This is a genomic window from Kitasatospora sp. NPDC057940 (assembly GCF_042887425.1).
GTDB lineage: Bacteria > Actinomycetota > Actinomycetes > Streptomycetales > Streptomycetaceae > Kitasatospora.
On record NZ_JBHVPH010000011.1, the window covers coordinates 143,826 to 169,851 of the forward strand.

The window sequence follows — 26,026 nt, forward strand, 5'->3', positions numbered from 1 at the left end:
ACGCGACGGCCTTCGGGCGTCGGCCGCCGCTCACCCGGCTGCCCTCGGCGGGCGCCGGGCCAGGACCGTTCCTCAGCTGGGAGTGCAACCCGGACAGGCCCCTGAGGCGTGTCCCCCAGGGGCTCTCTTTCGGATCACGTCGCGCGCCCGGCGTGATCCGAAAGAGAGGCCCTAGACCGCGGGGACCATCCCGAGCAGCTCGCTCAGGCGGCGGACCGTGGCGGGCGACTCGCGGTGCAGGCCGGCGACGTCGAGGCCCTCGTCTCCCAGGATCATCAGCAGTGCCTGCTCCCCGATGGCCAGCACCACGACGTAGCCGCTGTTGCAGCGGGTGACCACGTCGCGCAGGCCGCCCACGCCGACCTCGGCCGCGGTGCGCCGGCCGAGGCCGAGCATGGCGGCCGACAGGGCGGCGGCCGACTCGGCGTGGACGGTGGCCGTGTCGGCGGCCACCAACAGGCCGTCGGTGGTGGAGATGACACTCTCCGAGATGCCCATGACCCGGTCGCGGAGGGACTTCAACTCGTCGACCAGCACGGCGGTCGGTGTCTGGCTGCTCATGGTGCGCTCTTCTCGCTCTGCTGGGTCGTCTCGGTGCGCGCGGTGTGTTCGGCGCGGTGTGCGTTCGGTGGACCGTCGGAAGCGGCCGCCGCTCCCTCGGATCGGGCGGGCAGGCCGCCGGGGCCGCCCGGACCACCCGCGCCGCGTCCGGTGCGGACGCGGCGCGGCAGCGGCCCGGTGCCGGCCGGCGGCGGTTCGCCCGTCGGCACGCGAGGGGCCACGCTCGGTGCCAGGGGAGTCGGGTGCGCCGGTTCCCGGTGGAGCAGGTGCCGGGCGTCCATCCGTACGACGTCGAGGAGCACCGCGAACACACCGCGTCCCAGGGCGAAGCCAAGGTCGCGCGCGGTGCGGCGGCCGGTGGCGGCGGCCAGGATCTCCCGGTAGCGGACCGGGATCCGCAGCGCGCCCGATTCGGCCCGGGCGGCAGGACGGATCCGGATGCGGGCCAGTTCGCCGGGAGGCCCCCAGAGGCGGGCCAGCAGGGCCGTCCGCCGGGCGGTCTCCTCGAAGAGCCGCTCCGGCTCGATGCCCGGGCGCAGCGCGATCCTGGCAGACGGCGCCGCCTCGGCCGTCTCCCAACTGCCGGGCGGGCTCAGCACCAGGGCGAAGGCCCCGTCGAAGGCGGCGGCGGCGCAGACGGCTTCGAGCTCGGCGGCGCCGATCGACCCCTGAGCCACCAGGGCCGCGCCGAGGTCGCCGCCCCAGGTCGGGGGAGCGTCCGCCGGCCGGCCGGCGGACGCGGCCACCTCGGCGGACGCCCACTCCTCCTCGCCGACGCGCCGGGACTTCAGCAGCAGGGTCTCGGCGGTCGGGGCCCCGGGGGTCTCGATCGCGGTGACCAGGCCCTGCTCCAGGTGGATCGTGCCGCCCGGTGCGCTGGAGACGGTGACCGAGCCGGTGAACTCCGTCCGGCGCAGCGCGAGCAGCAGCGCGGGCACGTTGCGCGCGGTGGGCGGAGCCGGCGCCGGGGGAGCTGCGGGCCTGGCGGGCGGCGCCGTGTCGTGGGACGGGTCGGTCATGCCAGCAAGTCCTGCGCGCGGTCGGCGGTCTGGCGGACGGCCAGCGCCAGGTTGGTCCGTTCCCGGTCCAGCACGGTGGCCAGCAGCAGGGGGTCGCCCTTCCGGGACACCACCTGGACGACCTGGTGATGGCGGGTGCTGGTGACCACCAGGCTCTCCAACTCGCTCTCCGCCCCTGCCTCGTACAGCCGCTCGCCGATCAGGTTGGTCAGCTCGGCGAGTTCGGCCCCGGTCCCGAGCAGCCGGTGGTCCCCGGCGGACTGGTAGCTGAGACCTGTGACGGCGTCGACGAGCGCGGCACCGACCACTCCGGGGGAGCCGAGCACATCGGAGAGAGAAGCTTCGAGTGCGCGCACCAGTACCCCTTCACGTTCTGAACCCCGGTAGCGTACTTTATTCCATCATTTTCACGAGGCGACCACAACCGGTGACTTCTTGCTATTTTGTTCCCGCACACGGGAGTTCTGCCCGGAAGTCACGCAAAGGACGAACAGCGCATGAACATTGACGACGCACTCAAGGGCGCGATGGCCATCGAGGGGGCCATCGGAGTGGCCGTGGCCGACTACGAGAGCGGTATGTCGCTCGGGTCCCTCGGCGGGGGGCCGCAGCTCGACCTGGAGATTGCGGCCGCCGCCAACACCGAGGTCGTTCGTGCGAAGATACGCGCCTTGGCCGCGCTGTCGATCGACGATGTCATCGAGGACATCCTGATCACCCTCGGCACCCAGTACCACCTGATCCGCCCGCTGAACCGCAGTCACGGTTCGCTCTTCCTCTACCTGGCGCTGGACCGCTCGCGCGCCAACCTCGCGCTCGCCCGGCACGGTCTCAAGCGCATCGAGGCCGCCCTCGACGTCTAGCCGAGGTCGGGTCGGTGGCCCGGGTGTCGGCGCGCCGTCCGGAAGGCCTGCCCGAAGGCCTGCCCGAGGGCCCGTCCGGAAGGCCCGCGCGGGCCGCGTTTCGCGCGTGGAATTCCGGGCGGAGTGAATGCGTGGCGTGACGAACCGGCTACGGAGATCCGTCCGTGGGAATCGGGCCGCGAATATCGCGGATGTACGCCGCCCATGGAAATGCGTGACTTTCCGATGACTGGGCGTCATATTCGCCCCGGCTGTTCCGGCCGGCGACGGGGGCGTAGGAATACCGTGGCCGAACCGCCGAACCGCCGAACCGCCGAACCGCCGAACCGCCGAACCGCCGAACCGCCGAACCGCCGAACCGCCGAACCGCCGAACCGCCGAACCGCCGGAGCGCCGAACCGCCGAACCGCCGAACCGCCGAACCGCCGAACCGCCGGAGCGCCGGTGTTCCGGCGGTGCCGCGGAATCGGCTCGACCACGCCGCGGCGCAGGAGCGATCAGAGGCTTTCGACGGGGTTGAGGTCGGGCGTGTATGAGGGTGTGTGTCCGGGCTGGCCCCACGTGCGGGCGTGCGGCGGCGTCATCGCGAAAGCGGCCTCGGCCTCGTCCTTGAGGACGATTCAGGCGGGCAGCCTCACAGGACGGCGACCGCCAGTGTGATCGCGGCCAGCACCATCAGCAGCCCGAGCGCCACGAAGCCGTACTCCAGGCGTCTGCGCTCGCGGCCTTCCACCAGGACCTGCCGGGGGTCGGCCGGGTCGTAGCGGACCTGCACGTGGCCGCCGTCCGGCAGCGGGTGGCGAGGGGTGGACGGGACAGGGGAGAAGACCTCCACCACCCGGCCGTCCTCGGTCTCGAACTGCAGCAGCGGGCGCGGCGGCAGCGCGCGGTCCTCGTGGGTGGGGATGCGGGCGCGCACCAGGGCCAGGGCCGGGACGCCGACCCGGCGCAGCCGCCGGAGGTCGCGTAGGCCGACCACCCCGGCGAGGTAGGCGACCACGCCGCCCAGGCCGCCGAACACCACCACGGCGAATCCGGCCGTCCCGCCCACCGCGCCTCCCTGCCCGTATTGCCCCCGGACACCCCAGTATTGCCGACCGCAGGGACTCCTGACGCCTGGAACCCGCCCAGTTCACGGCGAAGCCCCGCCACTCCGGAAAAGGCGTGACGGGGTCTCCTCTCTCCGCACAGGATCGCGGCACCGTACGGTCTTGCCCGGGACGCACTGTTGGGGTCAGTATCGATCACGGCTTGGTCCTCCTCTCGGCGTGCGGACGTGGCTCGTCCGACAGGCGGGTGCACCGACCGAGTCCGTCCGCGACCGCAGACGGCGACCCCATCGGGACGGCGCGATGCGCCGGAGGTCGGGAACGGCCGCGACGTACGATCGCGGAGAAGGCGAAGCGCCAGGCCGAGAGTCCGGCACCGGTGTGAGGGAGGGGCCAGGATGTTCGGTTCGCGGAAGAAGCTCAACGATATGATGGCGCAGCTCAGGCCCGACCTGAGTCGGGAATCGCTCGGTGTCGGGCCCGACTTCCCGGGCGTCGCCCCGAACCCGGTCCTGAGCAGTGAGGCACGGAAGCGCAATGCGGAACTGCGTACGGGGGCGCTTGCGCTCGGCGTTCTCGTCGACTGGCGGGAGGTCAACAGCAATCCACGCGTGGTCCTGATGCTCGACGTGGAGACCGCTGGCGGCATCTCGTTCCGCGGTATCGCGGACGAAAACCTCACGATCACCGAGCTCACCCGACTCGCCCCGGGACAGACGTTCCCCGTGCGCTACCGGCCGGCCGTCATGGACCACTACGTCGCCCTCGCCCGGGACGCGGACCCCGCCCAGGTGCAGCAGCTCGCTGACGAGATCGCGAGCCGCAAGCGGACCTGACCCGAAGTCAGCGGCCGGATCCCTGGAAGCCTTTTGAAGATCTTGCTCCGGCTGCCCGAGCCGGGCGCGCTTTCAACATCTTCATCAGGGAGCGGTCAGCCAGGAGACCCCGCCACTCCGGAGAGGGGTGGCGGGGTCTCGGGGCAGCGCGCGTACGTCAGACGTCGCCGAACTCGCCGGAGCGGACGGCGGAGACGAAGGACGACCAAGCCGAAGCCGGGAACATGAGAGCAGGCCCCTCGGGGTCCTTGGAGTCGCGGACGGGAACGGCACCCTCTGCGACCAGGTTCCCGGCTACCTCGACGCACTCGCCGCCGTTGCTGCTGTACGAAGACTTGAACCACTGAGGCTCGGCGGTCACGGTAGATCCTCTCTTAGCTGCGTGATCAGGGCCACGGACGCATCCTGCGAGAGTGCTCGGGCCTGTAGTTGATAGTAGGTCGTGAGCATGGGCTGTACAGCGTCGCTGTCCCGCTCCAGGTTCCCTTGTTGGGCACTCTCGGCGTACGACATCAGGGAGCGGTCGGCCAGGGTGAGGATGTACACGGGGAGATCGAAAGCCCTGGCTTCCCCTATGCAGAACGGGGCGACCTGAAGCACGGTGTGCGGCAGGCGGGCAAAGCTGAGCAAACGGTCAAACTGGGCTGCCATCACCGCATCGCCGCCGACCGGCCGACGGAGGCAGCTCTCATCCAGAACGGCGTGGATCACGGGCGGAGGCTCACGGTTCAACTTCGCTTGTCGACGCTCAAGATATCGCACCCGTTCAGCGGCCTGATCCTCTGTGATGCTGCCTCGGTCTACGGCTGCCGCTGCAATGGCCCGTGCATACTCCATGGTTTGAAGTACCCCCGGCACGATGCCCAAGGTGAACAGCCGAAGCTCCCGAGCCTTCGATTCCTTGGCCACGTACGCCGGGAACCCCTCAAGGAGAGTCGAAGAATCGACCTCAAGCGCCTTATTGGTGAAGACCCGATCCATCCCAAATGCAGTGTCAAGTTGCCGTGCCACGCGTGGAGTCGGGCGTCGGTGACCATTTTCCAGATGCGAGATGTGGGTTGGGGAACAGCCGATCATCTCTGCCACGTCCTTCTGTGTCCACCGCCGTTCCTCGCGCGAACTGCGGAGGAACGCGCCGAACTTGGCCTGGGGGGAGGCGGCGGGGTCTAGCTCAGACCTGTTCATGGGCCAAACTTTCTACTCAGCAAGCAGATCCGTCAGGTTGAACACCCGTCAAGCCTAGAGGACAGTTGGTGCCCCTGAGTAGTCATCGCACTACGGATCGGAGCCCCCCATGTCCGAAGACCCGAAATCCACGCTGCCCGACCTCGTCCGCAACGAGGTGGTGCAGGACCTGGCGCACCGTGACGCCGACGGCAGGCCCCGAGAGGGGGTCTTCATGGAGATCCTCTGCGGGGCGGCCTTCCTGAGGCCGATCGGCGGGGGACAGGAGTGGACGACCAGGCCCGACCAACTGCGGCGGTGCGACCCCCGGGAGATCGCGCCCGGCGCCGGGTGCAACCCGCACCGTCGGCCGCTCTCGTGAACGTCGAACTGGTCGCCGCAACAGGCGTGTTGGCGGGCATCTCCGCCGCTCCGCGAGACCTCCGATGTACTCCTGAGGAACTGGCCGCAATCCGAGTGCGTATGGGACTCAAGGCCGAGCCGGCCGCCCGGCCGCAGCGCGAGCAGGGCGGCGGGCGCGAGTGGATGGTGGTCACCCCGGCCGGCGTGTGGTGCGGGTGGGAACCGGACCCGCCGGACTGACAGGCTCCCGTCGTCGCAGCGCGAGCACTCATCCTCTGCGACGACGGGGTTCAACGCCCGTCCGCGAAAGACGGCCGCGGACGGGTGAGTACCGGCGGGCCTACTTCCCTGCCGGTCGGCTCCGAGGGTGGGTTGGTGCCAGGCCCTCGTCGAGTCACACCGCTCCCCGCCAGTCCCCCCTTCCGGCGGGGAGCGGCCGTCCCCCTCAATCCACCGGCCGGCGGAGTCCTGATCCCCCGGCCGGAACCCCCGCCCTGGAGCCGTCACACGTCACGGACGGACAACCCGGGTGGGCCTGAAACTCCCGCCCCCGGCGACCCCGGGGGCGGGAGCCGGCGTCAGCACTGGCGCGCACCACGAAATCTCCCTCCAGGCCAGGTGGTTATCAGTGCGGGAACCGAGACCAAAAGCACCGCGAACCAGGACTCGAAGAGCGGCCAGGGGCACGACCAGGACGGCTTCTGGAATGTGAGGGCGCGGATCGACGTCTGTTGGGGGAGGGCCGCCGGTAGCCTGGTGGCGGACTGCGGGAGTGAAGGAAGCCTGGATGGACGACGAATCGCTGTCACAGTGGGCGGAGCGACGGGATCGACGCCTGCGCCCGGTGGGTCAGTTGAAGGCCGTCATCGTCGGTCACGAGAACCGGCCCTCTCACCTCCACCCGGACCTTCCGCGTCTCCTCCTCCGCTGGGACGGCTACCAGTGGACTCCTGAGGGCTACGCCGAGAACTACGCGAGCGCCCAGAGGTTCCTGCACGGCATCTCGGGTGACGGGGTGGTTCAAGGAGCGCCACCGCCGGTCCGTAAGAAGTCGGTTGGCAGGCACCGAAAGCCGGCCTGAAACACGAAGAAGCCCGTCCCTGAAAGGGGAGGGGCTTCTTCGTGTTTCAGGGTCAGGCGGTCTGCTCGTCGGCAAGAACCCGCCCTCGCCGATGAGAGGTCTATCGGTGAGGAACCCGCTTAGGAAGTGAAGCTGATGGGAGCCGTCACGTTGGTCTTGCCGGCCCCGTTGGGGCCCAGGAAACCGGCTGGTTCCCCCGCGGCCACGTCGAAGTCGATGCCTCGCACCGCATCGACGGTCTGCTTGCGGACGAGGGTGGGCGGCAGGCCGCGCCGCGATCTCAGGAGGCGGCGGCCACCGCGGTCCGCTCCCGCCCGGGAGCTCGAACCGGGACGTCAAACCGTTTGCAAGGATCCGCCAAGAGTGCTGGGAAAGGCTGCGTCGTGTTCCGCGCGGCCGCCCGGACGCGGCCCGCGAACCGGGCCGGTCGAACGGCCGTGGCGGGCGCCCGGTCGCCGGGCACCCCCACGTCTACCACTCTCGTACGGAGATCCCTATGCGGCAGCTCCCGAAACTCGTCCTGGTCGGTCAGTTCTCCGCTCTTCCCTGGGTGTTCGGGGCCGCGGAGCGCGCCGGTGCCGACCTGATCCTGGTGCCCCGGGGGGACGACGACGTCGAGCGGGCCCGTAAGGCCGCCGGGGTGGTCGAACTCCTGCCGCTGGACGTCGACGGGGACCCCGACGCGGCGCTGGCCGCGCTGGTGGAGCGGTTCGGCCGCGAGCCGTTCGACGGGATCATGGCGGGCAACGAGAAGGCCGTCCCCTTTGTCGCCCGGGCCGCGCGGGTGCTCGGGCTCACCGGACTGACCGAGGAGGCGGCGGAGGTGGTCAGGGACAAGCGCAGCATGCGCCGGCTGCTGCGCGCCGCCGGCCTGGCCGTCCCGGGGTTCGTCGCCGTCGGCCACCCGGACGACTGGGCGGACGCGGCGGGCCTGCGCTTCCCGGTCGTGGTCAAGCCTGCCAACGGCTACTCGAGCCTCGGCGTGATCCGGGTCGACTCGGCCCAGGAGCTGGAGCGGGCGGTGCGCGCCACCTGGGCGCTGTGCAACGCCCACCTCGGGTACGACGGCGCGGCGGCCGAGGGCTGCGGGGTGCTGGTCGAGGAGTACCTGGACGGTCCCGAGATCTCCGCCGAGTCGCTGGTGCACCGCGGCCGGGTCCGGGTCTGCGCCATCAGCTACAAGGGGGAGTTGAGCGGACCGTACTTCGAGGAGACCACGCTGCGGGCCCCCGCCCAGCTCCCGGCCGACGTGCTGGCGGCCGTCGAGCGCGAGGTGGTCGGCGCTCACCACGCCTTCGGCATCACCGAGGGCACCACCCACACCGAACTGCGCCTGATCTCGGGCACCCGGCCGGTCCTGCTGGAGATGGGGGCGCGGATCGGCGGCGGCGGGTTCATGCACCACTTGGTGCACGTCAGCAGCGGGATCGACCTCGCGGCGGAGGCGATCCGCATCCACCTCGGCCGGGAACCCGAGTGCTGGACCGGCGAGCCGGTGGGCACCGGTCACGCGGCGGCCTACCTGGTGCCGGTGGGCAGCGGCGGCCGGATCGCCCGGGTGCACGGCCTGGACGAGGTGCGCGAAGAGCCCTGCGTGGACCACGTGGCGCAGACCGTCGGCCCCGGTGCGCTGCTGCGGCCGTACCCGGACTGGTCGGGGTACCCGGCGATCGTGCTGTCGCAGCACCCCTCGGACGCTGCGGCGGTGGAGTTCCGTGACCATCTCTCACGGACCCTCAGGGTCGAGTACGAAGGGCAGAACTGACGTGCCGACCCGGACGGCCAGGGCACCGTGGGGGCTTCCGGGCCCGTTCTGGTGGCTCTGGGGCGGGACGCTGGTCACCTCCGCGGGCGGCTTCGTGGTGCCGTTCATGGCGATCTACCTCACCACAGTGCGCGGCTACTCGGTCTTCTTCACCGGCCTGACCCTGACCACGTTCGGGGTTGGCAGCGGGATCGCCTCGCTGTTCGGCGGCATCCTGGCGGACCGGGTCGGGCGGCGGACGGTGCTGCTGGCGAGTGAAGTCCTCACCGTCATCGGCATGCTGGGGCTCGGCCTGGCCCACGGCCGGGCGCCGGTCCTGCTGTTCACCCTCACGGTGGGGGTGGGCCTGAACGCCACCCGCCCGGCGCGGGCGGCGGCCGTCGCGGACCTGGTGGCACCCGAGGACCTGCCGCGGGCGTACGCGCTGATCTACTGGGCGACCAACCTGGGTTTCTCGGCGGCCGCCGTCACGGCGGGTCTCGCGGCGTCCCACGGCTTCCTGCTGCTGTTCCTGGTCAACGCGCTGGCCAATCTGCTCGCCGGTGTCATGGTCTACCTGCGGGTGCCGGAGACCCGGCCGCCGCCGGGCACCGGCCGGGCGGCGGGCGCGGCCGGGGCGGCGGCGGTGCGCCGGGCGCCGGCGTTCCTGGTCCTGCTGGGCTCGGTGCTGCTGCTCGGGCTGATCTTCCAACAGCCGCTGGTGGCACTGCCGCTGGCGATGACGGCGGACGGGCTGTCCGCCGCCGACTACGGCGCGGCGATGATGATGAACGGCCTGGTCATCGCAGTGCTCCAGCTCCCGCTGACCCGGTTGGCGGGGCGGCTGCGGCCGGAGTACGCGCTGGCCGCGGCGACCTTGGTGACCGGCCTCGGCATGGGGCTGACCGCCGCCGTGCACGGCACCGCCGGGTACGGGGCGACTGTCGTGCTGTGGAGCCTCGGCGAGATCGTGGTCTGGCCGACCTGCATGGCGCTGGTGGCCGCGCTGTCGCCACCCGGCCGGCAGGGCGGCTACCAGGGCTGGTTCCTGTCGACCTGGAGCGTGTCGGTGGCGCTGGCGCCGGTGCTCAGCAGCCGGGTGATCGAGACCTCCGGCACCGCGACGGTGTGGGGTGCCTGCCTGTGCCTGGCCGTGGTCTGCGCCGGGGGCCACCTGCTGCTGGCCCGGCTGCGCGGGGACCGCCGGGCCGAGGCCGTGCCCGGCAGCAAGGAGACCGCCACGTCCCCCTGATCCGGCCCCAGCTCCAGCCCGACCCGCCTGCCAAACCGCTCTTGTGACGGCCCGGCGGCTCCCCCCGTACCCGCGTGCGGTGCTCCGGCGCGGACCCGTTCCTGTCACCTTCCGTAGCCGTCAAGATGGACACGTATCCCTGTCCGATGGTGGGTTTTATGACCCTCTCATCCGGGGTAGCCTGGCAGCGTTCATGATTCATATGACAGTGACATGGCTAAGCCCCGAGCTGCTCCGCCGTGTCGTACGCATACGGGTCACGGCTGGTCGCGCCAAGGGAGGCACCACCATTTCCGCCCCACGCCGTCCTCGTCGCACCACCTCCAGACGCCTGGCCTGAGAGCGCCCGGCACCACTCCCGTCGACGGCTCCCGCGCCCTCCCCGGCCCCCCAGCACCGTCGGATCAGCAACTGTCGGTGACGGCAGGGAGTGGCCACCACACAGGACCGGCGACTCCCTGAGGCCCCCGCCGTTCGTACCCCCGTACGGCTGGCTGCCGCGACATCCCCGGCCATGTTCGGACATTACCTGAATCGCGCCGTGACGCGGGCTCACTCCTGCGGCCATCGCGGATGCACCAGCTGTCTTGCTTGACGGGATGTGATGAGATGAGCCAAGTTGACCACGCAGCTGCCGATCTCGTGTTACGGACCCCCGCGCCGATCCGGGTGCTGGGACAGATGTCGGTGCAGGCCGGCCGACGGGAGCTGGACCTGGGCCCACCGCGGCAACGGGCTTTGCTGGCACTGCTGCTGATCAACGCGGGCCGGGTGGTGTCGGTCTCCGGGATCATCAACGCCATCTGGGGATCCTCGCCGCCGCAGGCGGTGGTCGGCACCCTCCAGTCGTACGTCTCCCGGCTGCGCAAGGCGATCGACAACCACGCCCCCGGACCGCCCAAGGACCGCTTGCTGGCCCTGCGCTACCAGGCCCCCGGCTACGTCCTGGAGGTCGATCGGTGCTGCATCGACGCCAGCCGGTTCCAGTCCGCGGTCGAGAGCGGGCGCGAGCAGTTCGCCCGTGGAGACCTGGCCGCGGCCCGCAGCACCACCGACGACGCGCTCGGTCTGTGGCACGGCACCCCGTACGGGGAGCTGGCCGCCTATGACTTCGCCCAGCTGGAGTCCGCCCGGCTCGAACAGCTGCGCCTGATGGGCCTGCAGACCTGGGCCGACGCCTGCCTGGGCCTCGCCCGCTACGACGAGGTGGTGCGCGAACTCGACGACGAGGTCCGGCGCAACCCGATGCTTGAACGCCTCGGCTGCCAACTCATGCTGGCGCAGTACCACTGCGGCCAGCCCGCCGAGGCGCTGCTGACCTTCGAACGGATCCGCGCACACCTCGCCGAGGAGCTGGGCGCCGACACCAGCAAGGAACTCCAGGAGTTGCACGGGGCGATCCTGCGTCAGGACCTCGTGTACGCGGGCCGGCCGGCCGCTTCCCCGGCCGCCCCCCGCCCCCGCCTCACCGTGGTCACCGACGTCGACGCCCTGCGGCCGCCCGACCCGACCCCCGCGCCCGCGCCCGGACCGCCGCGCCCCGCGCGGGCCCCAGTGCCGCTCCCCGCACCGGCCGGGCACCTGGTCGGCCGGACCCGGGAGCTGGACACCCTCCGGGCGCTGACCGGGCCGGGCCGCCGCGGCCGTACCGTCCTGGTGATCGGTGAACAGGGCGTCGGCAAGACCCGGCTGCTCCAGGAACTGGAGAGCGGACTGCCGGCCGCCGGCATGGACACCCTCTGGGCGCACTGCGCCGCCGGACCCGAACTCCCGGACTACTGGCTGTGGACCCGGGTCGTCCGCAAGCTGCGCCGCACCAGGGCGCACGAGCTGGCCTCGTTGCCCGAGCCGGTCCTGGACGCCCTCGGCATGCTGCGCCCGGACCGGACACCGGGCCTCGCGGGCGCCGAGGCGACACTCTCTCCCGCCCAGCACCTGGCCTACCAGGACGCGGTCTGCCAGGCCCTGCTGACGGCCGCCCGCCGCCCGCTGGCGCTCTTCCTGGAGGACCTGCACCTCGCCGACACTCGCACCCTGGCCCTGCTCCAGCTGCTCACCAAGGAGATCCGCGACACCGACCTGCTGGTGGTCGCGACCGTCCGGGAGCACCGGCTCGCCCTGCGCCCCGAACTCGGGCGCGCGGTGGCCGACCTGCTCCAGGAGGTCGCCGCCGAGTACATGCACCTCAACGTGCTCTCGCTCGCCGAGACCAGGGCGCTGATCGACCGCACCGACGGCGAGCCGGTCACCTGGGACCTGGTGTCGGCCGCGCACCGTGCCACCGGCGGCAATCCGTACCTGCTCACCAAGTTGCGGCCGTCGGCCGGCGCCGTGGCCGACTCCGCCGAACCGACCGCCGCGGTCTCCTTCGACCTGCGCCTGGTGCTGCGTTCGCGCCTCGCAGAGTGTCCGGAGGGCGTCACCCAGGTGCTGCAGGCCTGTGCGGTGATCGGCCCGACCGTGGACCGCCGGCTGCTCACCGACGTGCTGGCCGGGCTGGGCGAATCGCCGGGCCTGATCAACGAGGCCTTGCACAGCGGGCTGCTGAGTCCTGACCCGGTAGACCCGCACGGCTTCCGGTTCGCCCAGGGCCTGGTGCGGGACATGCTGCTCGCCGACCTCGACCCGGTCCACCGCGCCCGGCTGCACCACCGGGTGGCGGGTGCGCTGGCCGACGGCGCGGTCGGCACGGCCCGCGCCGACTGCGCCGAGACCATCGGCTACCACTGCGGCCGGGCGGCGCAGGAACTCGATCTGCACGAGGCGGTGCAGCCCCTGGTCGGCCTGGCCGACCTCGCCGAGCGCCGGCTGCTGCACTCCGAGGCCTACGCCTGGCTGTCGCATGCCATCGACGTGCTGCACGGGCAGCCCCGGGACCGATCCGTCGCGGCCGAACTGGAGCTGCAGAAGCGGGTCGTCTGGCTGCAGTCCATGACCCGCGGGTACGGGTCGCCGGCGGTCACGGATGCCTGTGCCCGGGTGGAGGTGCTGCAGAGGACCCTCGACAACACCCGGCCGACCGCGCTGCTGGCCTCCCGGGTCATCATGCACCTGGCCGGCGGCGACCACCCCCGGGTGTCCGGACTGGTCGCGCTGTTGGACGAGTTGGCCGAGCACGGCGGCGGGACCGAGGCCCGAACGGCCGCCTGCTACGGCAAGGGCGTGCTGCGGTACACCGCCGGCCGACTGGAAGAGGCCGTCGCCGAACTGGAGTGCGGGCTCCCGCTGGTCGACGCGCAGGGCGAGAAGGAACGGCCGGACCGGTTCATGGGCCTGTCCCGCAGCGACCCCAGGATCAACTACCGGGCCCACCTGGCCGTCAGCCACGTCCTGCTCGGCGACACCGCGGCCGCCGAACGCTACCGCGAGGAACTGCTGCAGTTCTCCGAGTCGGACAGCTGCGACCGGCCGTGGGACCGCGCCTTCGCACTGTACGCCGACGCGCTGCTGGCCGTGCTCGACGGGGACGTGGAACGGGCCTGGCAGGCCAGCACCGCCGGGGTCGACCTGACCGTGCGCTGCCAGCTGAGCCACTGGCAGTACATGCTCGCCGTCCTGCTCGGCTGGGCCGAGGTGCACCGCGGCCGGCCCGGCATCGGCCTGCGGCGGATGCGCTGGGCCCTGGACGCGGCCTCCCGGTCCGGCACGGTGTTCCGGCGGGCCCTGCACCTGGGGCTGCTCGCCGATGCGGAGCACCACGCCGGGATGCCGGACCTGGCCCGTGCGACGGTACGGACCATGGCCGACGAGATCGAGCTGCGGGGCGAGTACGTGCTGCGGCGGCCGCAGTGGCCGTTCGCCGCGCTGCTCGCCGGGACGCGATAGCCCGCGGCGGCAGCGCGGTCGGTCCGCCTCGCTGCCGCCGCGGACCGGCTCCGTCGACCGGTCAGCGCACGTGTCCGTCGGGGTCCACCCGGGAGAGCACCGACCGCAGGCCCTCGACGAGTTGGTCCGCGTCCTGCCGGGTGAACACCAGCGGCGGGTTGATCACCAGCGCGTACGGGTTGGCCCGCAGGATGATGCCGGCCTGCTCGCGCAGCGCGTCCGCCACCTCGGTGGTGCCGTGCGGCAGCGGGCGCCGGCCCGCCCGGTCCGAGGTCAGCTCGACGGCCAGCATCAGCCCGACCCCGCGGACCTCCCCGACCACCGGCAGGTCCAGCAACTGCGCCAGCCGGCCTCGCAGATGAGCGCCGACGGCGGTGGCGTTGGCCAGCAGCCCCTCGCGTTCGATGATGTCCAGGTTGGCCAGCGCGACGGCGCACGCGGTCGGGTGCCCGGTGTAGGTGTAGCCCACCGGGAAGCCCTGCTCGGCGGTGATGGCGTCGGCGACCGTGTCGGTGACCAGCACGGCGCCGTGCGGGATGTACCCCGAGGTGAGGCCCTTGGCGGTGACCAGGATGTCGGGCACCACCCCGAAGTGCTCGCTCGCGAACCAGTGCCCGGTGCGGCCGTACCCGGTGATGACCTCGTCCAGGATCAGCAGGATGCCGTAGGAGCGCAGCAGTTCGGCGACGCGCGGCCAGTAGTCGGCCGGCGGGACGACCGCGCCGATGCCGCCCATCACCGGTTCGCCGATCATCGCGGCGATCCGCTCCGGTCCGATCCGCTCGATCGACTCCCGCAGTTCGGCCAGGCAGAACTCGGTGACGTCCGTGCCGGAGAACAGCTCCTCGCGGTAGGGGTGCGGCGGTGTCAGGAAGTGCACGTTCGGCATGCTGGGGCCGAACCCGTTGTGGTAGACCGGGAATCCGGACACGCCGCCGCTGCCGTAGCCGATGCCGTGGTAGCCCATCGTGCGCGCCAGGATCCAGGTGCGCTGCGGCTCGCCGCGCCGGTGGTGGTACAGCCGCGCCATCCGCAGCGCGATCTCGTTGCCCTCCGCGCCCCCGCTGGTGAAGTACGTCCGGCGCAGCGGATCCGGGGCCAACTCGGCGAGCCGGGAGGCGAGTTCCACCGCACGGTCGTTGGTCACGGTGCCCCAGGTGTGGAAGTACTCCAGCCGGGTCATCTGGTCGGCGGCGGCCCGGGCGAGCTCCGCGCGGCCGTGGCCCACCTGGGTCACGCCGAGGACGGCGGAGGCGTCCAGGTACTCGCGGCCGGCCGCGTCGGTGACCCGGCAGCCCGCGCCGGAGACCAGGACGGTGCGGTCCGTCCGGTGGGCCGGCAGCGTGGGGTGGATGAGCGTCGCGCGGTCCGCGGCCGCGAGCCCGGTGCCGGTCGCACCGGGGGCGGTGGCAGTTGCTGGGTTCAAAGCGAGCTCCTTCGGATCGGATGAGGCCCGCCACCAGGCTGTCAGCGACGCCTTGGCGCCCGTTGGACGTCCCGCTCCGCGCCGCCACCCGCCCGGCCGCGCCGGCCGCCGCCGGGGCCGGTCGGCCGACAGGTGGCGCGTCAAACGATTCGCAAGAACCCGGTGCCACCGTCGACCCCACCCTCCTCCGTATCCAGCCGCGGCGTCGCAGCGCGGCGCGAAAGGACCACCAGTGAAGTCCATCCTCTTCTACCTGCCGACCGTCGGCAGCCATGACCAGGTGCTCAAGGGCATGTCCGGGGTGAACCGGCAGAACTACCAGAACATGCTCTGGCAGCTCACCCAGCAGGCCAAGGCGGCCGACGAACTCGGCTACTGGGGACTGTCGTTCACCGAGCACCACTTCCACGTCGAGGGCTTCGAGGTCTCCAACAACCCGATCATGCTGGGCCTGTACCTGGCCATGCAGACCAAGCACATCAGGGTCGGCCAGATGGCCAACGTGCTGCCGTTCCACAACCCGCTGCGGCTGGCCGAGGACCTGGCGATGCTCGACCACATGACCCGGGGCCGGACCTTCGTCGGGATCGCGCGCGGCTTCCAGAAGCGGTGGGCCGAGATCATGGGCCAGCCGTTCGGGGTCGGCGGGACGCTGTCCGACGCCGGCGCCAACGACGTGCGCAACCGGGCGCTGTTCGAGGAGCACTGGGAGATCCTCAAGAAGGCGTGGACCACCGAGACCTTCTCGCACACCGGCGCCCAGTGGACGATCCCGCCCAAGGGCCTGGAGTTTCCCTACGACGCGGTCCGCAGCTTCGGCCGTGGCCTCGACGAGAACGGCGTGGTGCAGGAGGTCGGCATCGCCCCGAAGCCGTACCAGCACCCGCACCCGCCGGTGTTCCAGCCGTTCAGCTTCAGCGAGGACACCTTCCGGTTCTGTGCCCGCGAGGGTGTGGTGCCGATCCTGATGAACACCGACGACCAGATCGTCCGCCGCCTGATGGACCTCTACCAGGAGGAGGCCGAGGCCGCCGGGCACGGCCGGCTGCGGCGCGGCGAGCGGGTCGGGGTGATGAAGGACGTGCTGGTGGCCAGGGACGCCGACGAGGCCCACCACTGGGCGGCCCGCGGCGGCGGCTTCATCTTCGAGAACTGGTTCGGCCCGATGGGGTTCACCGAGAGCCTGCGCCACGTCGGTGAGACCGGCCCGATCGGCGCGGACTACCGGACCCTGGTCGAGCGGGGCCTCGAATGGGTCGGCACCCCCGACGACATCAACCGCAAGATCGAGAAGCTGGTGACCAGGCACGACCCCGAGTACCTGCTGCAGTGCCAGTACTCCGGCCTGATCCCGCACGACGTGCAGATGCGCAGCCTGGAGCTCTGGGCGACCGAGATCGCGCCCAACTGGCTGTGAACCCGGCGGTAGTGGGACACCGCCCGCCACGACACCGACCGACCGTCCGGCCCCCGCGGGGCCGCTCATCACAGAGGAGGAGCCGGTGGACCACCGCGTCTTCGAACTGGACAGCCTCCCGCTGGCCGACGGGGGGACCCTGCCGTCGGCCAGGATCGCCTACGCGGTCCACGGGACGCTCGACGCCGAGGGACGCAACGCCGTGCTGTGCCCGTCCTTCTTCGGCGGCGACCACACCGCGTACGACTGGCTGATCGGGGACGGCAGACCGCTGGACACCAGCCGGTACTGCGTCATCACCGTCGGCCTGTTCGGCAACGGTGTGTCCAGCTCGCCGAGCAACCACCCGCTGGGGGCGGCTTTCCCCCGGATCACCCCGCAGGACAACGTCAACGCCCAGTACCAGCTGCTCACCGAGGAGCTGGGGGTCAACGAACTGGCGCTGGTGACCGGCTGGTCGATGGGCGCGGCACACGCCTACCAGTGGGCGGTGTCGTACCCGCAGATGGTCCGCCGGATCGCGCCGGTCTGCGGGTCGGCGGTGACCAGCGAGCACAACCAGGTGTTCCTGGCGGCGCTGGCCGCCGCGCTGCGCGCCGACGGGGGCGCCGAACGGGGCCGGCGGGCCGCGGGCCGGGTCTTCGCCGGGTGGGCGGCCTCGCACCCGTTCTGGGCCGAGGGCGGGTACCGGGAGCTGGGCTTCGACTCCCGGGAGGCGTACCTCACCGGCTTCTGGGAGGAGTTCTTCGTCGCCGGGCCGTCCACCGAGGACCTGCTGGCCATGATCGGGACCTGGGCCCGTGCCGACGTGGGGGCGACGCCCGGCTTCGGCGGCCGGGCGGAGGCCGCGCTGGGCTCGGTCACGGCCGAGGCCGTGCTGCTGCCCGGCGCCCGTGACCTGTGCTTCGCGGTGGAGGACGAGGCGAGGGCGGCCACCCTGATGCCGCGCGCCGCCCTGCGGGTGATCCCGGGCGTGTGGGGCCACCTGGCCGGTGCGGGGGCGACCGCCGCCGACCGGGAGTTCATCGGCGCCGCGGTCTCCGCCCTGCTGGCCGGGCGGCCGGCGCCGGCGGCCGCCTGACGGCGGGCCCCGTACGCGGCTGCGCCCCCGGGAGGTCCGCCTCCCGGGGGCGCGAGCCGTACGGCCGCCGTTCGGCGGCCGGCGCGGTCAGGTCGAGTAGTCGGCGTTGAGCCGCACGTACCCCTCGGTCAGGTCGCAGCCGTAGACGGTGAAGGCACCGGCGGCGATGCCGAGGTCGATGCCGATGACCACCTCGCTGCCCTGCATCTGCTTGGCGACGGCGGCCCGCAGTTCGCCCTCGCCCTCGGCGCCGCGGCCGCTCGGCGGGTAGACCTCGACGTCGCCGAAGCGGATGGCAACCTTCTCCTGGTCGATGTCGGTGTCGTCGGCGCACTTGCCGATCGCCATCGCGACCCGGCCCCAGTTCGGGTCGCCGCCGTGCACGGCGGTCTTCACCAGCGGGGAGTTGACCACGGACTTGCCGATCCGCTTGGCCTGGGCGGTGTCCCGCGCGCCCGAGACCTGGACCTCGATGAGCTTGCCGGCGCCCTCCCCGTCGCTCGCGATGTCCTTGACCAGGGCGAGCGCCACCTCGTACAGCGCCTGCTCGAAGGCGGCCGGGTCGACGGCGCCGGCCAGGCCGTTGGCGAACAGCGCGGCGGTGTCGCTGGTGGAGGTGTCGGTGTCGATGCTGACCGCGTTGAAGGTCCGATCCATCACCCGGCGGAAGATCCGGTCCTGCTCCTCGGGGTCCAGCAGCGCGTCGGTGGCGAAGAAGGTCAGCAGGGTGGCCATGTCGGGCTCGATCATCCCGACGCCCTTGGCGATGCCGATCACCACGGCGTCGCCGACCCGGGCGCGAGCGGTCTTGGGCCGGGTGTCGGTGGTCATGATGGCCCGCGCGGCCCGGTCGAAGCCGCCCTCGGGCAGCGGGCCGTCCAGCGTCCCGATGTGGTCCAGGATCCCGGCCATCGGGTACTGACGGCCGATCACCCCGGTGGAGGCGATCAGCAACTCGTCCTCGGCGAGGCCGAGCGCCCGCGCGGTGGCGGCCCGGACCTCGCGGGCGTTCGCCTCGCCCTGGGCTCCGGTGGCGACGTTCGCGTTGCGGGCCAGCACGACGACGCCCCGGGCGCTGCGGTCCGCGGCGGCGGCCCGGCTCAGGGTCACGCTGGGGCCGGCGAACCGGGAGCGGGTGAAGACCGCGCTCACCACCGCCGGTCGGGTGGAGAGCAGGACGGTGAAGTCGTCCCGCCCGTCGTCGCCCAGTCCGACCGGCGCGGTGTGCACCGCGAACCCCCGTGGCTCATCAGCTGCGATTTCGGTCATGGTCCATCGTCTCCCGAGAGTCCGAGTGCACCGGCGTGCCGACACGCCGGTGCGGTGTCCGGTCGATCCCATCATGTGCCGCCTGGCGGGTCGAGTCGGCCCGGTGCCGGCTTCTGACGCTCTGCCAACTTGTCCGTTCTGATGGGAAGTACGGCCGAAGGGCCTGCGGGCGGCCGGCGGCCGTTCACTCCTGCGGGCCCTTCGGGTGCGCGGCGGGTCAGGGGCGCGGGGTGAAGGCGACCACGTCGCCGGCCCGCTCGCCGCCCGACAGCTGGCCGCCGCGGTCGGTGCGGATGTAGACCCGGTGCAGCCACCGGTCCTTGCCGTCCCAGCGCGGGGTGAACGGCGTACGGGCGTGGGTGGTGCGGAAGTTGTCGATGATCAGGACGTCCCCGGGGACCAGGTGCACCGCCTCCGTGACCTCGTCCAGCGCTTTGGAGAGCGCGGCGACGGCCTCGACGTCCCGCGGGTCCTCGGGCGCGAGCAGTTCGCGGTCGTAGCCCAGGTACGGGTCGGCCGGGTCGCCGTAGAGCGGCCGGACGTTGGCGATCGCCCCGGGGTCCTCCTCGCCGCCTCGGAAGGCCACGTCCACGCAGCAGGGCACCGGCCGGTCGTACAGGTGGGCGCGCACCTCGGCGGGCACCAGCGGCAGGGCCTTGCGGACCGAGCCGACCAGGGTGGCGGCCTTGCGCTCGTGGTCGGCCCGGGAGCAGGCGAGCATCACGTAGTTGGGCTGCAGCACGTGGTACGCCATCTCCGTGTGGAACTCCAGCAGCGTCTCGGAGGTCTCGGAGGACAGGTGGTGGGCGCCTGGCGAGGGGTACACGTCGTGGTAGACGGTGGCGGAGCGCAGCTCCTGGTAGCCGGTCTGCAGGCCGAGCCGGCGGCCGACGATGCCGAGCATGGCCTCCATGACCAGCAGGGGGCGGTCCACCGGCGCCGGGGTACTGGTCGGGGTGGACGGCAGGGCGTCGTCCTCCTCCACCGGCAGGCCGCGCAGCAGCAGGTGGCCGTCGGTGCTGCCGCGGGTGTTGAAGTCGTCCAGCGCCGCGGCCAGTTCGGCGGGCAGGTCGCCGGCCGCCGCGTGCGCGGCGTCGAGGAAGGCGGGCAGGTCCGCGCGCGGGACCCGCGGCAGCCGGGCGGCGAGCGCGCGCAGGTCGGCCGCGTGCTCGGAGCAGTCCAGGACGGTCACGAGGTGGTCCTTTCTCGGGCGTGGGCGCGGGCGTACTGGTACAGGAGCTCCGCGCCGATTTCGGTGGCCAGGACGGAGGTGATGCCGCCGTGGTCGTAGAGCGGGGAGACCTCCATGACGTCGAAGCCGACGGGCGACAGGTCTCCGATGCCGCGCAGCAGCGCCAGCACCTCGCGGGAGCTGGGCCCGCCGGGGGCCGGTGTGCCGGTGCCGGGGGCGAAGGCCGGGTCGACCACGTCGACGTCGACCGAGACGTACAGGGGTGCGTCGCCGACGAGTTCGCGCACCAGGCGCGCGGTCGCGGCGGGCCCGCGGTCGCAGAAGTCGTCGGAGGTGACGATCCGGACGCCGTGGCCGCGGGCGTAGTCCAGCGAGTCGGGCTGCGGGTTGTGCCCCCTGATCCCGATCTGGACCATGCGCCGCGGGTCGACGAGCTTCTCCTCGATGGCGTGCCGGAACGGCGTGCCGTGGTGGAACTCGCCGCCGTAGAACGCCGGGTTGGTGTCCGAGTGCGCGTCCAGGTGCAGCACCGCGACCGGCCCGTGCTTGGCGGCGACGGCGCGCAGGGCGGCGAGGGTCAGCGAGTGGTCGCCGCCGAGCATCAGGAAGGCGCCGTTGTCGTCCAGCAGTTCGGTCAGCCGCTGCTGGGCGGTCTCCATCGCGATGTGCATGTTGAACGGGGTGAGGTCGATGTCCCCCGCGTCCACGCAGCTGATCAGGTCGAAGGTGCCGGGCCCGCGGTCGATGCCGACGCCGTGGATGAGCCCGGACTCGTTGCGGATCGCGCGGGGCCCGAAGCGGGCGCCGGGGCGGTAGCTGGTGCCGCCGTCGTACGGTGCGCCGATGACCACGACGTCCCGGCCGTGCGGTTCGGGGTCGTGCGGCAGGCGCATGAACGTGGGGATCTGCGCGTAGCGGGGTGAGACCTTGATGTCGATGCGTTCCACGCGTTCATCGCTCCTTTCGGTTCGGGTGCTGCGGTCGCTGCCACCGGTCGTCGGGCGTCACCGGTGGACCAGCGTCGCGTCGTGCTCCAGGGCGTCGGCGACCAGCTGCACCGCCTCGGCGGCCGCCACCTCGTCCGGGTGCCGGCCGTCGACCACGACCTGGTCGAACAGGTGCTGGACAACGAGCTCCTTGGCCCTGTGCACGCGGCCCGCGGGCACCCCGGCGTCCGTCAGCAGTCGGCTGAACGAGCTGGTGGTGCCCGACCCCTCGTGCACGCCGAGCTTGGGACGGGTGACGGTCTCGTGCGGGAGCAGGTCCGCCATGGCCGCGCGCAGCACCCACTTGTCCCGGCCGTGGCGCCGCTTGAGCCCGGACTCCAGGGACACCAGCAGGTCGAGCACCTCGCGGTCCCAGAACGGGTGGGTCGACCAGTGGCCGGCGATCCCGGACAGCACCGGCGTCATCTCGTTCAGGCCGTCGAAGGTGGCCATGTCGTGGGCGAGGGCGGTGTCCAGGGCCGGGAGCCGGTTCTCCCGGTGCATACCGCCAAGGGGGATGTCGGCCCCGTAGCCGGTGAGGATGCGCCGGCCGGGGCCCTCCAGGGCCAGGTACAGGGCGGTCAGCGGCAGCAGGTACTCGATGATGTCCGGGTCCAGTGACTCGGCGGCCCAGACCGCGTGCGGGAGCCGGCGCAGCAGGTCGTCCGTGTGGACGGTGACCTCCCGGTGGGTGGAGCCGAGGTGCTCGGCCACCACCCTGGCCTGCTGGAACTCGTCGGCCAGGTCGGTGCCCATCGACACGGTGTCGACCGGCCCGGCCCGGTGGCCGCTGGCCAGCGCGGCGATGCTGGAGGAGTCGATGCCGCCGGAGAGCACCACCAGCGGGGTGTCCGGCCCGGTACGGGCGCGGACGGCCCGGTCCAGGGCGTGCCGGACGGCCTCGGTCGCGTCCTGTTCGGCCATGACCCGGCGGGCCGGCGAGGGCGCCCAGGTGCGGTGGTCGGTGCAGTCGGCGGTGGCCACCTCGATCTCCAGGACGGTACCGGCCGGCACCTGGTGGGTGCCGGGCAGCCGGCGGACCCGGCGGGCGGCCGTGATCCGCCGGCCGACCGGTGCGGCCCGCAGCGCCTTGGCCTCGGTCGCCGCGAGGACGCCGCCGGGTACGGCGCTCACGTACAGGGGGACGGAGCCGGCGTGGTCGGTGGCGAGGACCGCCCGGCCCTCCCCGGCGACCAGTGCGGCGAAGCGCCCGTTGAGGAGCCGGAACGCGTGCACGTCGTAGGTGTCGAAGAGGGCGAGCAGCAGGTCCGCGTCGGTGACCGGCCGGGAGCGCCCCGGGAGCAGGGTGAGCAGCTCGTCCTGGTTGTAGAGCTCCCCGGTGAGCACCACCGTGCGGCCCCGCCCGTGGGCGTGGGCGGCGTCGGGCGCGCCGGAGTGCAGCAGGACGGCGTCCAGGGTCAGGCCGCCGGGCCGCGCCCGCAGGGCGGCGCGGGACCCGGCGGAGGCGAGGACCGCCTCGGGGGCCTGGCCGCCGCCGTGGTGGACGGCGGCCAGGAAGCCGGTGGCGGCGGGCAGTGTCCGGGCCATCGTCAGATGCTCAGCGCGCCGAAGCCGCCGGCCTGGAAGTCGTAGTTCACCGGCACCTCGATCAGGAACGGTCGGCCGAGCGCGGCGCCCTTGCGCAGCGCGGCGAGCAGCTCCTCCCGGGTGGCCGCCTTGACGGCCTCCACGCCGTTGGCGCGGGCGAGTTCGGTGAAGTCGACGCCGGTGAACTTGACCGCCGGGTCGTGCGAGCGGTGGTGGCCGAGGTTCTGGTACAGCTCGATCAGGCCGTTGGTGTCGTTGTTGACGACGACGGTGACGATCGGCAGGTTGAGCCGGGCGATGGTCTCCAGGTCGGCGCTGTTGGAGTGGAAGCCGCCGTCGCCGGCGATCAGGAAGGTCGGCTGTCCCGGGCGGGCGAGCTGGGCGCCCATCGCCGCCGGGATGCCGTAGCCGAAGCTGGAGCAGCCGGCGGAGGTGAGGAAGCCGAACGGCTGGTCCGCGCGGGCGAACAGCACACCGTAGTGCCGGAAGAAGCCGATGTCGGAGACGATGGTGCCCTCGCCCGACTCGGCGGTCTCCGCCATCACGGTGTTCATCGAGTCGATCACCTGGTGGACGCGCATGCCGTCCTGGTAGTGCTCGGTGTCGGCGAGGAACTCCGCGATCCGCTCGCGCAGCGGCGCGATGTCGTGCGGGGTCTTCACCGGGACCTCGGCCGTCTGCTCGTCGAGGTACTCCACGAAGGCGAGCACGTCGGTGACGACGTCGACGTCCGGCCGGTAGACCCGCGGGATCGGGTTGACGGTGGGCGACACCCGGACGGTGGTCTTGGTCCCGCCGCGCTGCCACATCGACGGGCGCAGGTCCTCCGCGTAGTCGTAGCCGAGGGTGAGGATGACGTCGGCCGGGCCGAACAGCGCCTCCAGGGCCGGGAACGACAGAATGCCGTCCATGTAGCCGGTGACGGCGCCGTAGTTGAGGTCGTGGCCGTGCGGCAGCACGCCCTTGGCGATGTACGTGGTGATGACCGGGATGTTCAGCCGCTCGGCGAGCGCGCGGACGGCCGGGACGGCGCCGGAGCGGATCGCGGCGGCGCCGACCACCAGCACCGGGTGCTGCGCCGACGCGACCAGCTCCGCGGCCTGCCGCGCGGCGGCCTGCCAGCCGTCCTGCACCGCGCCGACCGGCTTGGCGGGGGTCCGGGCGGCGGGGTGGACCAGCGCGGTGTCGATGTCGCTGCCGAGCAGGTCGACGGGCAGCGAGATGAAGCTCGGGCCGACCGGTTCGGTCATCGCGGCGGCGACCGCGGAGTCCACCAGGTCGGTGATGTCGTCGGGGCGCTGGAGCTCCACCGCGTACTTGGTCATCGGGCGCATCACCGCGACCGAGTCCAGGCACTGGTGGGTGTCGTTGGGGAAGATGTCGTGCGACTCGGACTGGGCGGCCAGCGCGATCACGGGGGAGCGGTCGAGGATCGAGGTGGCCACCCCGGTCGACAGGTTGGTCATACCGGGGCCCAGGGTGGCCCAGCAGGCCTGCGGCCGGCCGGAGATCCGGGCCAGTACGTCGGCCGCCACCCCGGCGGTGAACTCGTGCCGGGTCAGCACGAAGTCGACGCCGTCGACCTCGTCGAAGAGGATCGAGGCGGCCTCCCGGCCGACCACGCCGAAGACCGTCTGCACCCCGTGGTCGCGCAGCCGCTGCAGCAGCGCGTGGGCGGTCGTCGGGTTGGTGCTCGGGCTGGTGGACACACGGGACATGGCAGCTCCTCGGCAAGGGGGATCTCGGTGCGGCGCCGAAGTCCCGGCGCCGTAAGGACCGCGTGCCGCCGGGACTCGGCCGGCCGGCACGCTGCGTCTCGACTCTGTGGCCGGGGCCTTGCAGGTACATGGACGATCTCCTTGAAGCTCCGGTGCGCGGAGTCGGCCGGGGCGGTCACCGGGTGGTCAGCGAATCGTCAAACGCCCAGCTGAGCACCCGTTGTGACGCCACGGCGCCGGCGCTACGGTGCTGGGGTCGGGTTCGTCGAGCGCGCCCCGGCCGCGAACGCCTCCGGGGGCGTCGGGCCGTTGCGGCCGCGCTCACCCACAACGGGGCCACGGCGCCGTCGTGACGGAGAGCCGGCGGGTGCGGCAGCAGCCGGCTCCCGATCGCCCATGGTCGCGCGGCCGCACCCGGTCCCGTCCCGTGCACCCCTTCAACGGAGGTCAGCCATGCCGTCAGCCGTACCCCCGATCGGTTCGCCGGTCGTCCCGTCACCCGCCGGTCCGCCGGTGCGCGAGCTGCGCGGACTGCGCGTGTCGGAGCTGGGGCTGGGGTGCCTGCCCACGACCGTGTTCTACGGCCGGCCCGACGAGGCCGAGGCGGTCGCGACGATCCGGGCCGCCATCGCGGCCGGCGTCACGCTCCTGGACACCGCCGACGTCCAAGGGCTGGGCGCCGGGGAGGAGTTGCTCGGCCGGGCGGTCGCGGGCCGCCGAGACGAGGTGGTGCTGGCGACGAAGTTCGGCATGGTGCGCTCGCCGGACGGCGCGTTCCAGGGCCTGCGGGGTGACCGGGCGTACGTCCGCGCCGCGTGCGAGCGCTCGCTGCGGCGGCTCGGCGCCGACCACATCGACCTCTACTACCAGCACTGGATCGACCCGGCCGTACCGGTGGAGGAGACCGCCGCCGCCGTGGCCGAACTGGTCGAGGAGGGCAAGGTCCGGTACTTCGGTCTCTCCGAGCCGTCGGCGGCGACCCTGCGGCGGGCCGACGCGGTGCACCCGGTGACGGCGGTGCAGAGCGAGTGGAGCCTGTGGTCCCGCGACCTGGAGGCCGAGGTGGTACCGGTCTGCCGCGAGCTGGGGATCGGCATGGTCGCCTACGCCCCGCTCGGCCGCGGCTTCCTGACCGGCGCGATCCGCACCACCGCCGACCTGGCCGCCGACGACTTCCGCCGCTCCCAGCCACGCTTCAGCCCCGCGGGCCTGGCCGGCAACCAACTGCTGCTGCGCCGGCTGCGGCCGGTCGCCGACCGGCTCGGCCTGACCCTCGGCCAGCTGGCGCTGGCCTGGGTGCAGCACCGCGGTCGAGACGTGGTCGCCATCCCGGGCACCGGCCGGCGCGCGCACCTGGCCGAGAACCTGGCGGCCGCCACGGTCGAGCTCACCGAGCAGGACCTGGCGGCGGTGGCCGAGGCAGCAGCCGTGCCGGTGCACGGCGAGCGCTACGCACCGAACCTGCTGGCCATGACCGGGAACTGAGCCACGCCGGGCCCGGTGGAGCGGCGCTTGAAAAGCGCTGGACGACCGGACGCCAAGGATGGTCCAAGCCCCCGCTGCCACGGTGGGACGCGGCCGGCGGCGGCTTGATCGACCGCCGCCGCGGGCCGGGCCCGCCCTCCCGGCGGG

The 26,026-nt window shown here is 72.5% G+C and carries 22 protein-coding genes; 10 read left to right on the forward strand and 12 right to left on the reverse strand.

The genetic code is table 11. The features are described 5' to 3' along the window. Positions 1-171: 171 nt before the first annotated feature. From ACFVTF_RS19085 to ACFVTF_RS19095, 3 genes are read right to left on the reverse strand one after another with little or no spacing between them, the layout of a single operon-like run. Positions 172-561, reverse strand: coding sequence for a roadblock/LC7 domain-containing protein (locus tag ACFVTF_RS19085; RefSeq protein WP_387814830.1), 390 nt, complete (start codon positions 559-561; stop codon positions 172-174). Continuing rightward, a complete protein-coding gene (locus tag ACFVTF_RS19090; RefSeq protein ID WP_387814832.1) occupies positions 558-1,580 on the reverse strand; it encodes a hypothetical protein in 1,023 nt (340 codons plus the stop codon). Before ACFVTF_RS19090 ends, ACFVTF_RS19085 begins: the two co-directional genes overlap by 4 nt. Beyond that, complete coding sequence (locus ACFVTF_RS19095; RefSeq protein WP_363587515.1) at positions 1,577-1,936, reverse strand: hypothetical protein; 360 nt, start codon at positions 1,934-1,936, stop codon at positions 1,577-1,579. The genes ACFVTF_RS19090 and ACFVTF_RS19095 overlap by 4 nt, the downstream gene beginning before the upstream one ends. A 141-nt stretch (positions 1,937-2,077) precedes the next feature. Here ACFVTF_RS19095 and ACFVTF_RS19100 point away from each other — a divergent pair, with 141 nt between their 5' ends. Next, complete coding sequence (locus ACFVTF_RS19100; protein WP_371521913.1) at positions 2,078-2,443, forward strand: hypothetical protein; 366 nt, start codon at positions 2,078-2,080, stop codon at positions 2,441-2,443. A gap of 634 nt (positions 2,444-3,077) precedes the next feature. On the opposite strand, the gene ACFVTF_RS19105 is transcribed toward ACFVTF_RS19100, so the two are convergent. Beyond that, positions 3,078-3,494, reverse strand: coding sequence for a DUF3592 domain-containing protein (locus ACFVTF_RS19105; protein ID WP_387814835.1), 417 nt, complete (start codon positions 3,492-3,494; stop codon positions 3,078-3,080). Positions 3,495-3,890: 396 nt separating this feature from the next. Between ACFVTF_RS19105 and ACFVTF_RS19110 the strand changes: the two genes are divergently transcribed. Further along, a complete protein-coding gene (locus ACFVTF_RS19110) occupies positions 3,891-4,328 on the forward strand; it encodes a hypothetical protein (RefSeq protein WP_371521916.1) in 438 nt (145 codons plus the stop codon). A gap of 157 nt (positions 4,329-4,485) precedes the next feature. Here ACFVTF_RS19110 and ACFVTF_RS19115 read toward each other — a convergent pair whose 3' ends face one another. Further along, on the reverse strand, positions 4,486-4,689 hold the full coding sequence (locus tag ACFVTF_RS19115) for a DUF397 domain-containing protein (RefSeq protein ID WP_387814838.1): 204 nt from the start codon (positions 4,687-4,689) through the stop codon (positions 4,486-4,488). Then, positions 4,686-5,513 (reverse strand): Scr1 family TA system antitoxin-like transcriptional regulator, encoded by an 828-nt coding sequence (locus ACFVTF_RS19120; RefSeq protein ID WP_387814840.1) that lies wholly within the window; start codon positions 5,511-5,513, stop codon positions 4,686-4,688. Before ACFVTF_RS19120 ends, ACFVTF_RS19115 begins: the two co-directional genes overlap by 4 nt. A gap of 109 nt (positions 5,514-5,622) precedes the next feature. Between ACFVTF_RS19120 and ACFVTF_RS19125 the strand changes: the two genes are divergently transcribed. From ACFVTF_RS19125 to ACFVTF_RS19145, 5 genes are all read left to right on the forward strand, one after another. After that, positions 5,623-5,874 carry a hypothetical protein gene (locus tag ACFVTF_RS19125; RefSeq protein WP_387814842.1) on the forward strand — a complete coding sequence of 84 codons (252 nt, stop codon included), beginning with the start codon at positions 5,623-5,625 and terminating at the stop codon, positions 5,872-5,874. 768 nt (positions 5,875-6,642) lie between these two features. Continuing rightward, positions 6,643-6,936, forward strand: coding sequence for a DUF6087 family protein (locus ACFVTF_RS19130; protein WP_387814844.1), 294 nt, complete (start codon positions 6,643-6,645; stop codon positions 6,934-6,936). Positions 6,937-7,432: 496 nt separating this feature from the next. Then, positions 7,433-8,701: an ATP-grasp domain-containing protein gene (locus ACFVTF_RS19135; RefSeq protein ID WP_387814846.1), complete on the forward strand. Its 1,269-nt coding sequence runs from the start codon at positions 7,433-7,435 to the stop codon at positions 8,699-8,701. 1 nt (position 8,702) lies between these two features. Then, positions 8,703-9,932 (forward strand): MFS transporter, encoded by a 1,230-nt coding sequence (locus ACFVTF_RS19140; RefSeq protein ID WP_387814848.1) that lies wholly within the window; start codon positions 8,703-8,705, stop codon positions 9,930-9,932. Positions 9,933-10,613: 681 nt separating this feature from the next. Then, positions 10,614-13,757, forward strand: coding sequence for a BTAD domain-containing putative transcriptional regulator (locus tag ACFVTF_RS19145; protein ID WP_387814850.1), 3,144 nt, complete (start codon positions 10,614-10,616; stop codon positions 13,755-13,757). Positions 13,758-13,818: 61 nt separating this feature from the next. Here the strand turns inward: ACFVTF_RS19145 and ACFVTF_RS19150 are convergent, their stop codons facing one another. Next, on the reverse strand, positions 13,819-15,183 hold the full coding sequence (locus ACFVTF_RS19150; RefSeq protein WP_387814852.1) for an aspartate aminotransferase family protein: 1,365 nt from the start codon (positions 15,181-15,183) through the stop codon (positions 13,819-13,821). 232 nt (positions 15,184-15,415) lie between these two features. Here ACFVTF_RS19150 and ACFVTF_RS19155 point away from each other — a divergent pair, with 232 nt between their 5' ends. After that, complete coding sequence (locus ACFVTF_RS19155; RefSeq protein WP_387814854.1) at positions 15,416-16,600, forward strand: LLM class flavin-dependent oxidoreductase; 1,185 nt, start codon at positions 15,416-15,418, stop codon at positions 16,598-16,600. Positions 16,601-16,685: 85 nt separating this feature from the next. Next, positions 16,686-17,681 (forward strand): alpha/beta fold hydrolase, encoded by a 996-nt coding sequence (locus ACFVTF_RS19160; RefSeq protein ID WP_387814856.1) that lies wholly within the window; start codon positions 16,686-16,688, stop codon positions 17,679-17,681. Between the two features lie 87 nt (positions 17,682-17,768). Here ACFVTF_RS19160 and argJ read toward each other — a convergent pair whose 3' ends face one another. The 5 genes from argJ to ACFVTF_RS19185 all read right to left on the reverse strand — a co-directional run bounded on the left by argJ (position 17,769) and on the right by ACFVTF_RS19185 (position 24,394). Next, entirely contained in the window at positions 17,769-18,950 is a 1,182-nt protein-coding gene (argJ, locus tag ACFVTF_RS19165; protein WP_387814858.1) for a bifunctional glutamate N-acetyltransferase/amino-acid acetyltransferase ArgJ, read from the reverse strand. A gap of 217 nt (positions 18,951-19,167) precedes the next feature. After that, positions 19,168-20,142 (reverse strand): clavaminate synthase Cs1, encoded by a 975-nt coding sequence (cs1, locus tag ACFVTF_RS19170; RefSeq protein WP_387814860.1) that lies wholly within the window; start codon positions 20,140-20,142, stop codon positions 19,168-19,170. Further along, positions 20,139-21,089, reverse strand: a complete 951-nt coding sequence (gene speB, locus ACFVTF_RS19175) for an agmatinase (RefSeq protein ID WP_355669351.1) — start codon at positions 21,087-21,089, stop codon at positions 20,139-20,141. Before speB ends, cs1 begins: the two co-directional genes overlap by 4 nt. 57 nt (positions 21,090-21,146) lie before the next feature. Beyond that, positions 21,147-22,676, reverse strand: coding sequence for an asparagine synthetase B family protein (locus ACFVTF_RS19180; RefSeq protein WP_387814862.1), 1,530 nt, complete (start codon positions 22,674-22,676; stop codon positions 21,147-21,149). A gap of 2 nt (positions 22,677-22,678) precedes the next feature. Then, complete coding sequence (locus ACFVTF_RS19185) at positions 22,679-24,394, reverse strand: thiamine pyrophosphate-binding protein (protein WP_387814864.1); 1,716 nt, start codon at positions 24,392-24,394, stop codon at positions 22,679-22,681. Positions 24,395-24,847: 453 nt separating this feature from the next. Here ACFVTF_RS19185 and ACFVTF_RS19190 point away from each other — a divergent pair, with 453 nt between their 5' ends. Beyond that, a complete protein-coding gene (locus ACFVTF_RS19190; protein WP_387814866.1) occupies positions 24,848-25,879 on the forward strand; it encodes an aldo/keto reductase in 1,032 nt (343 codons plus the stop codon). Positions 25,880-26,026: the final 147 nt, after the last annotated feature.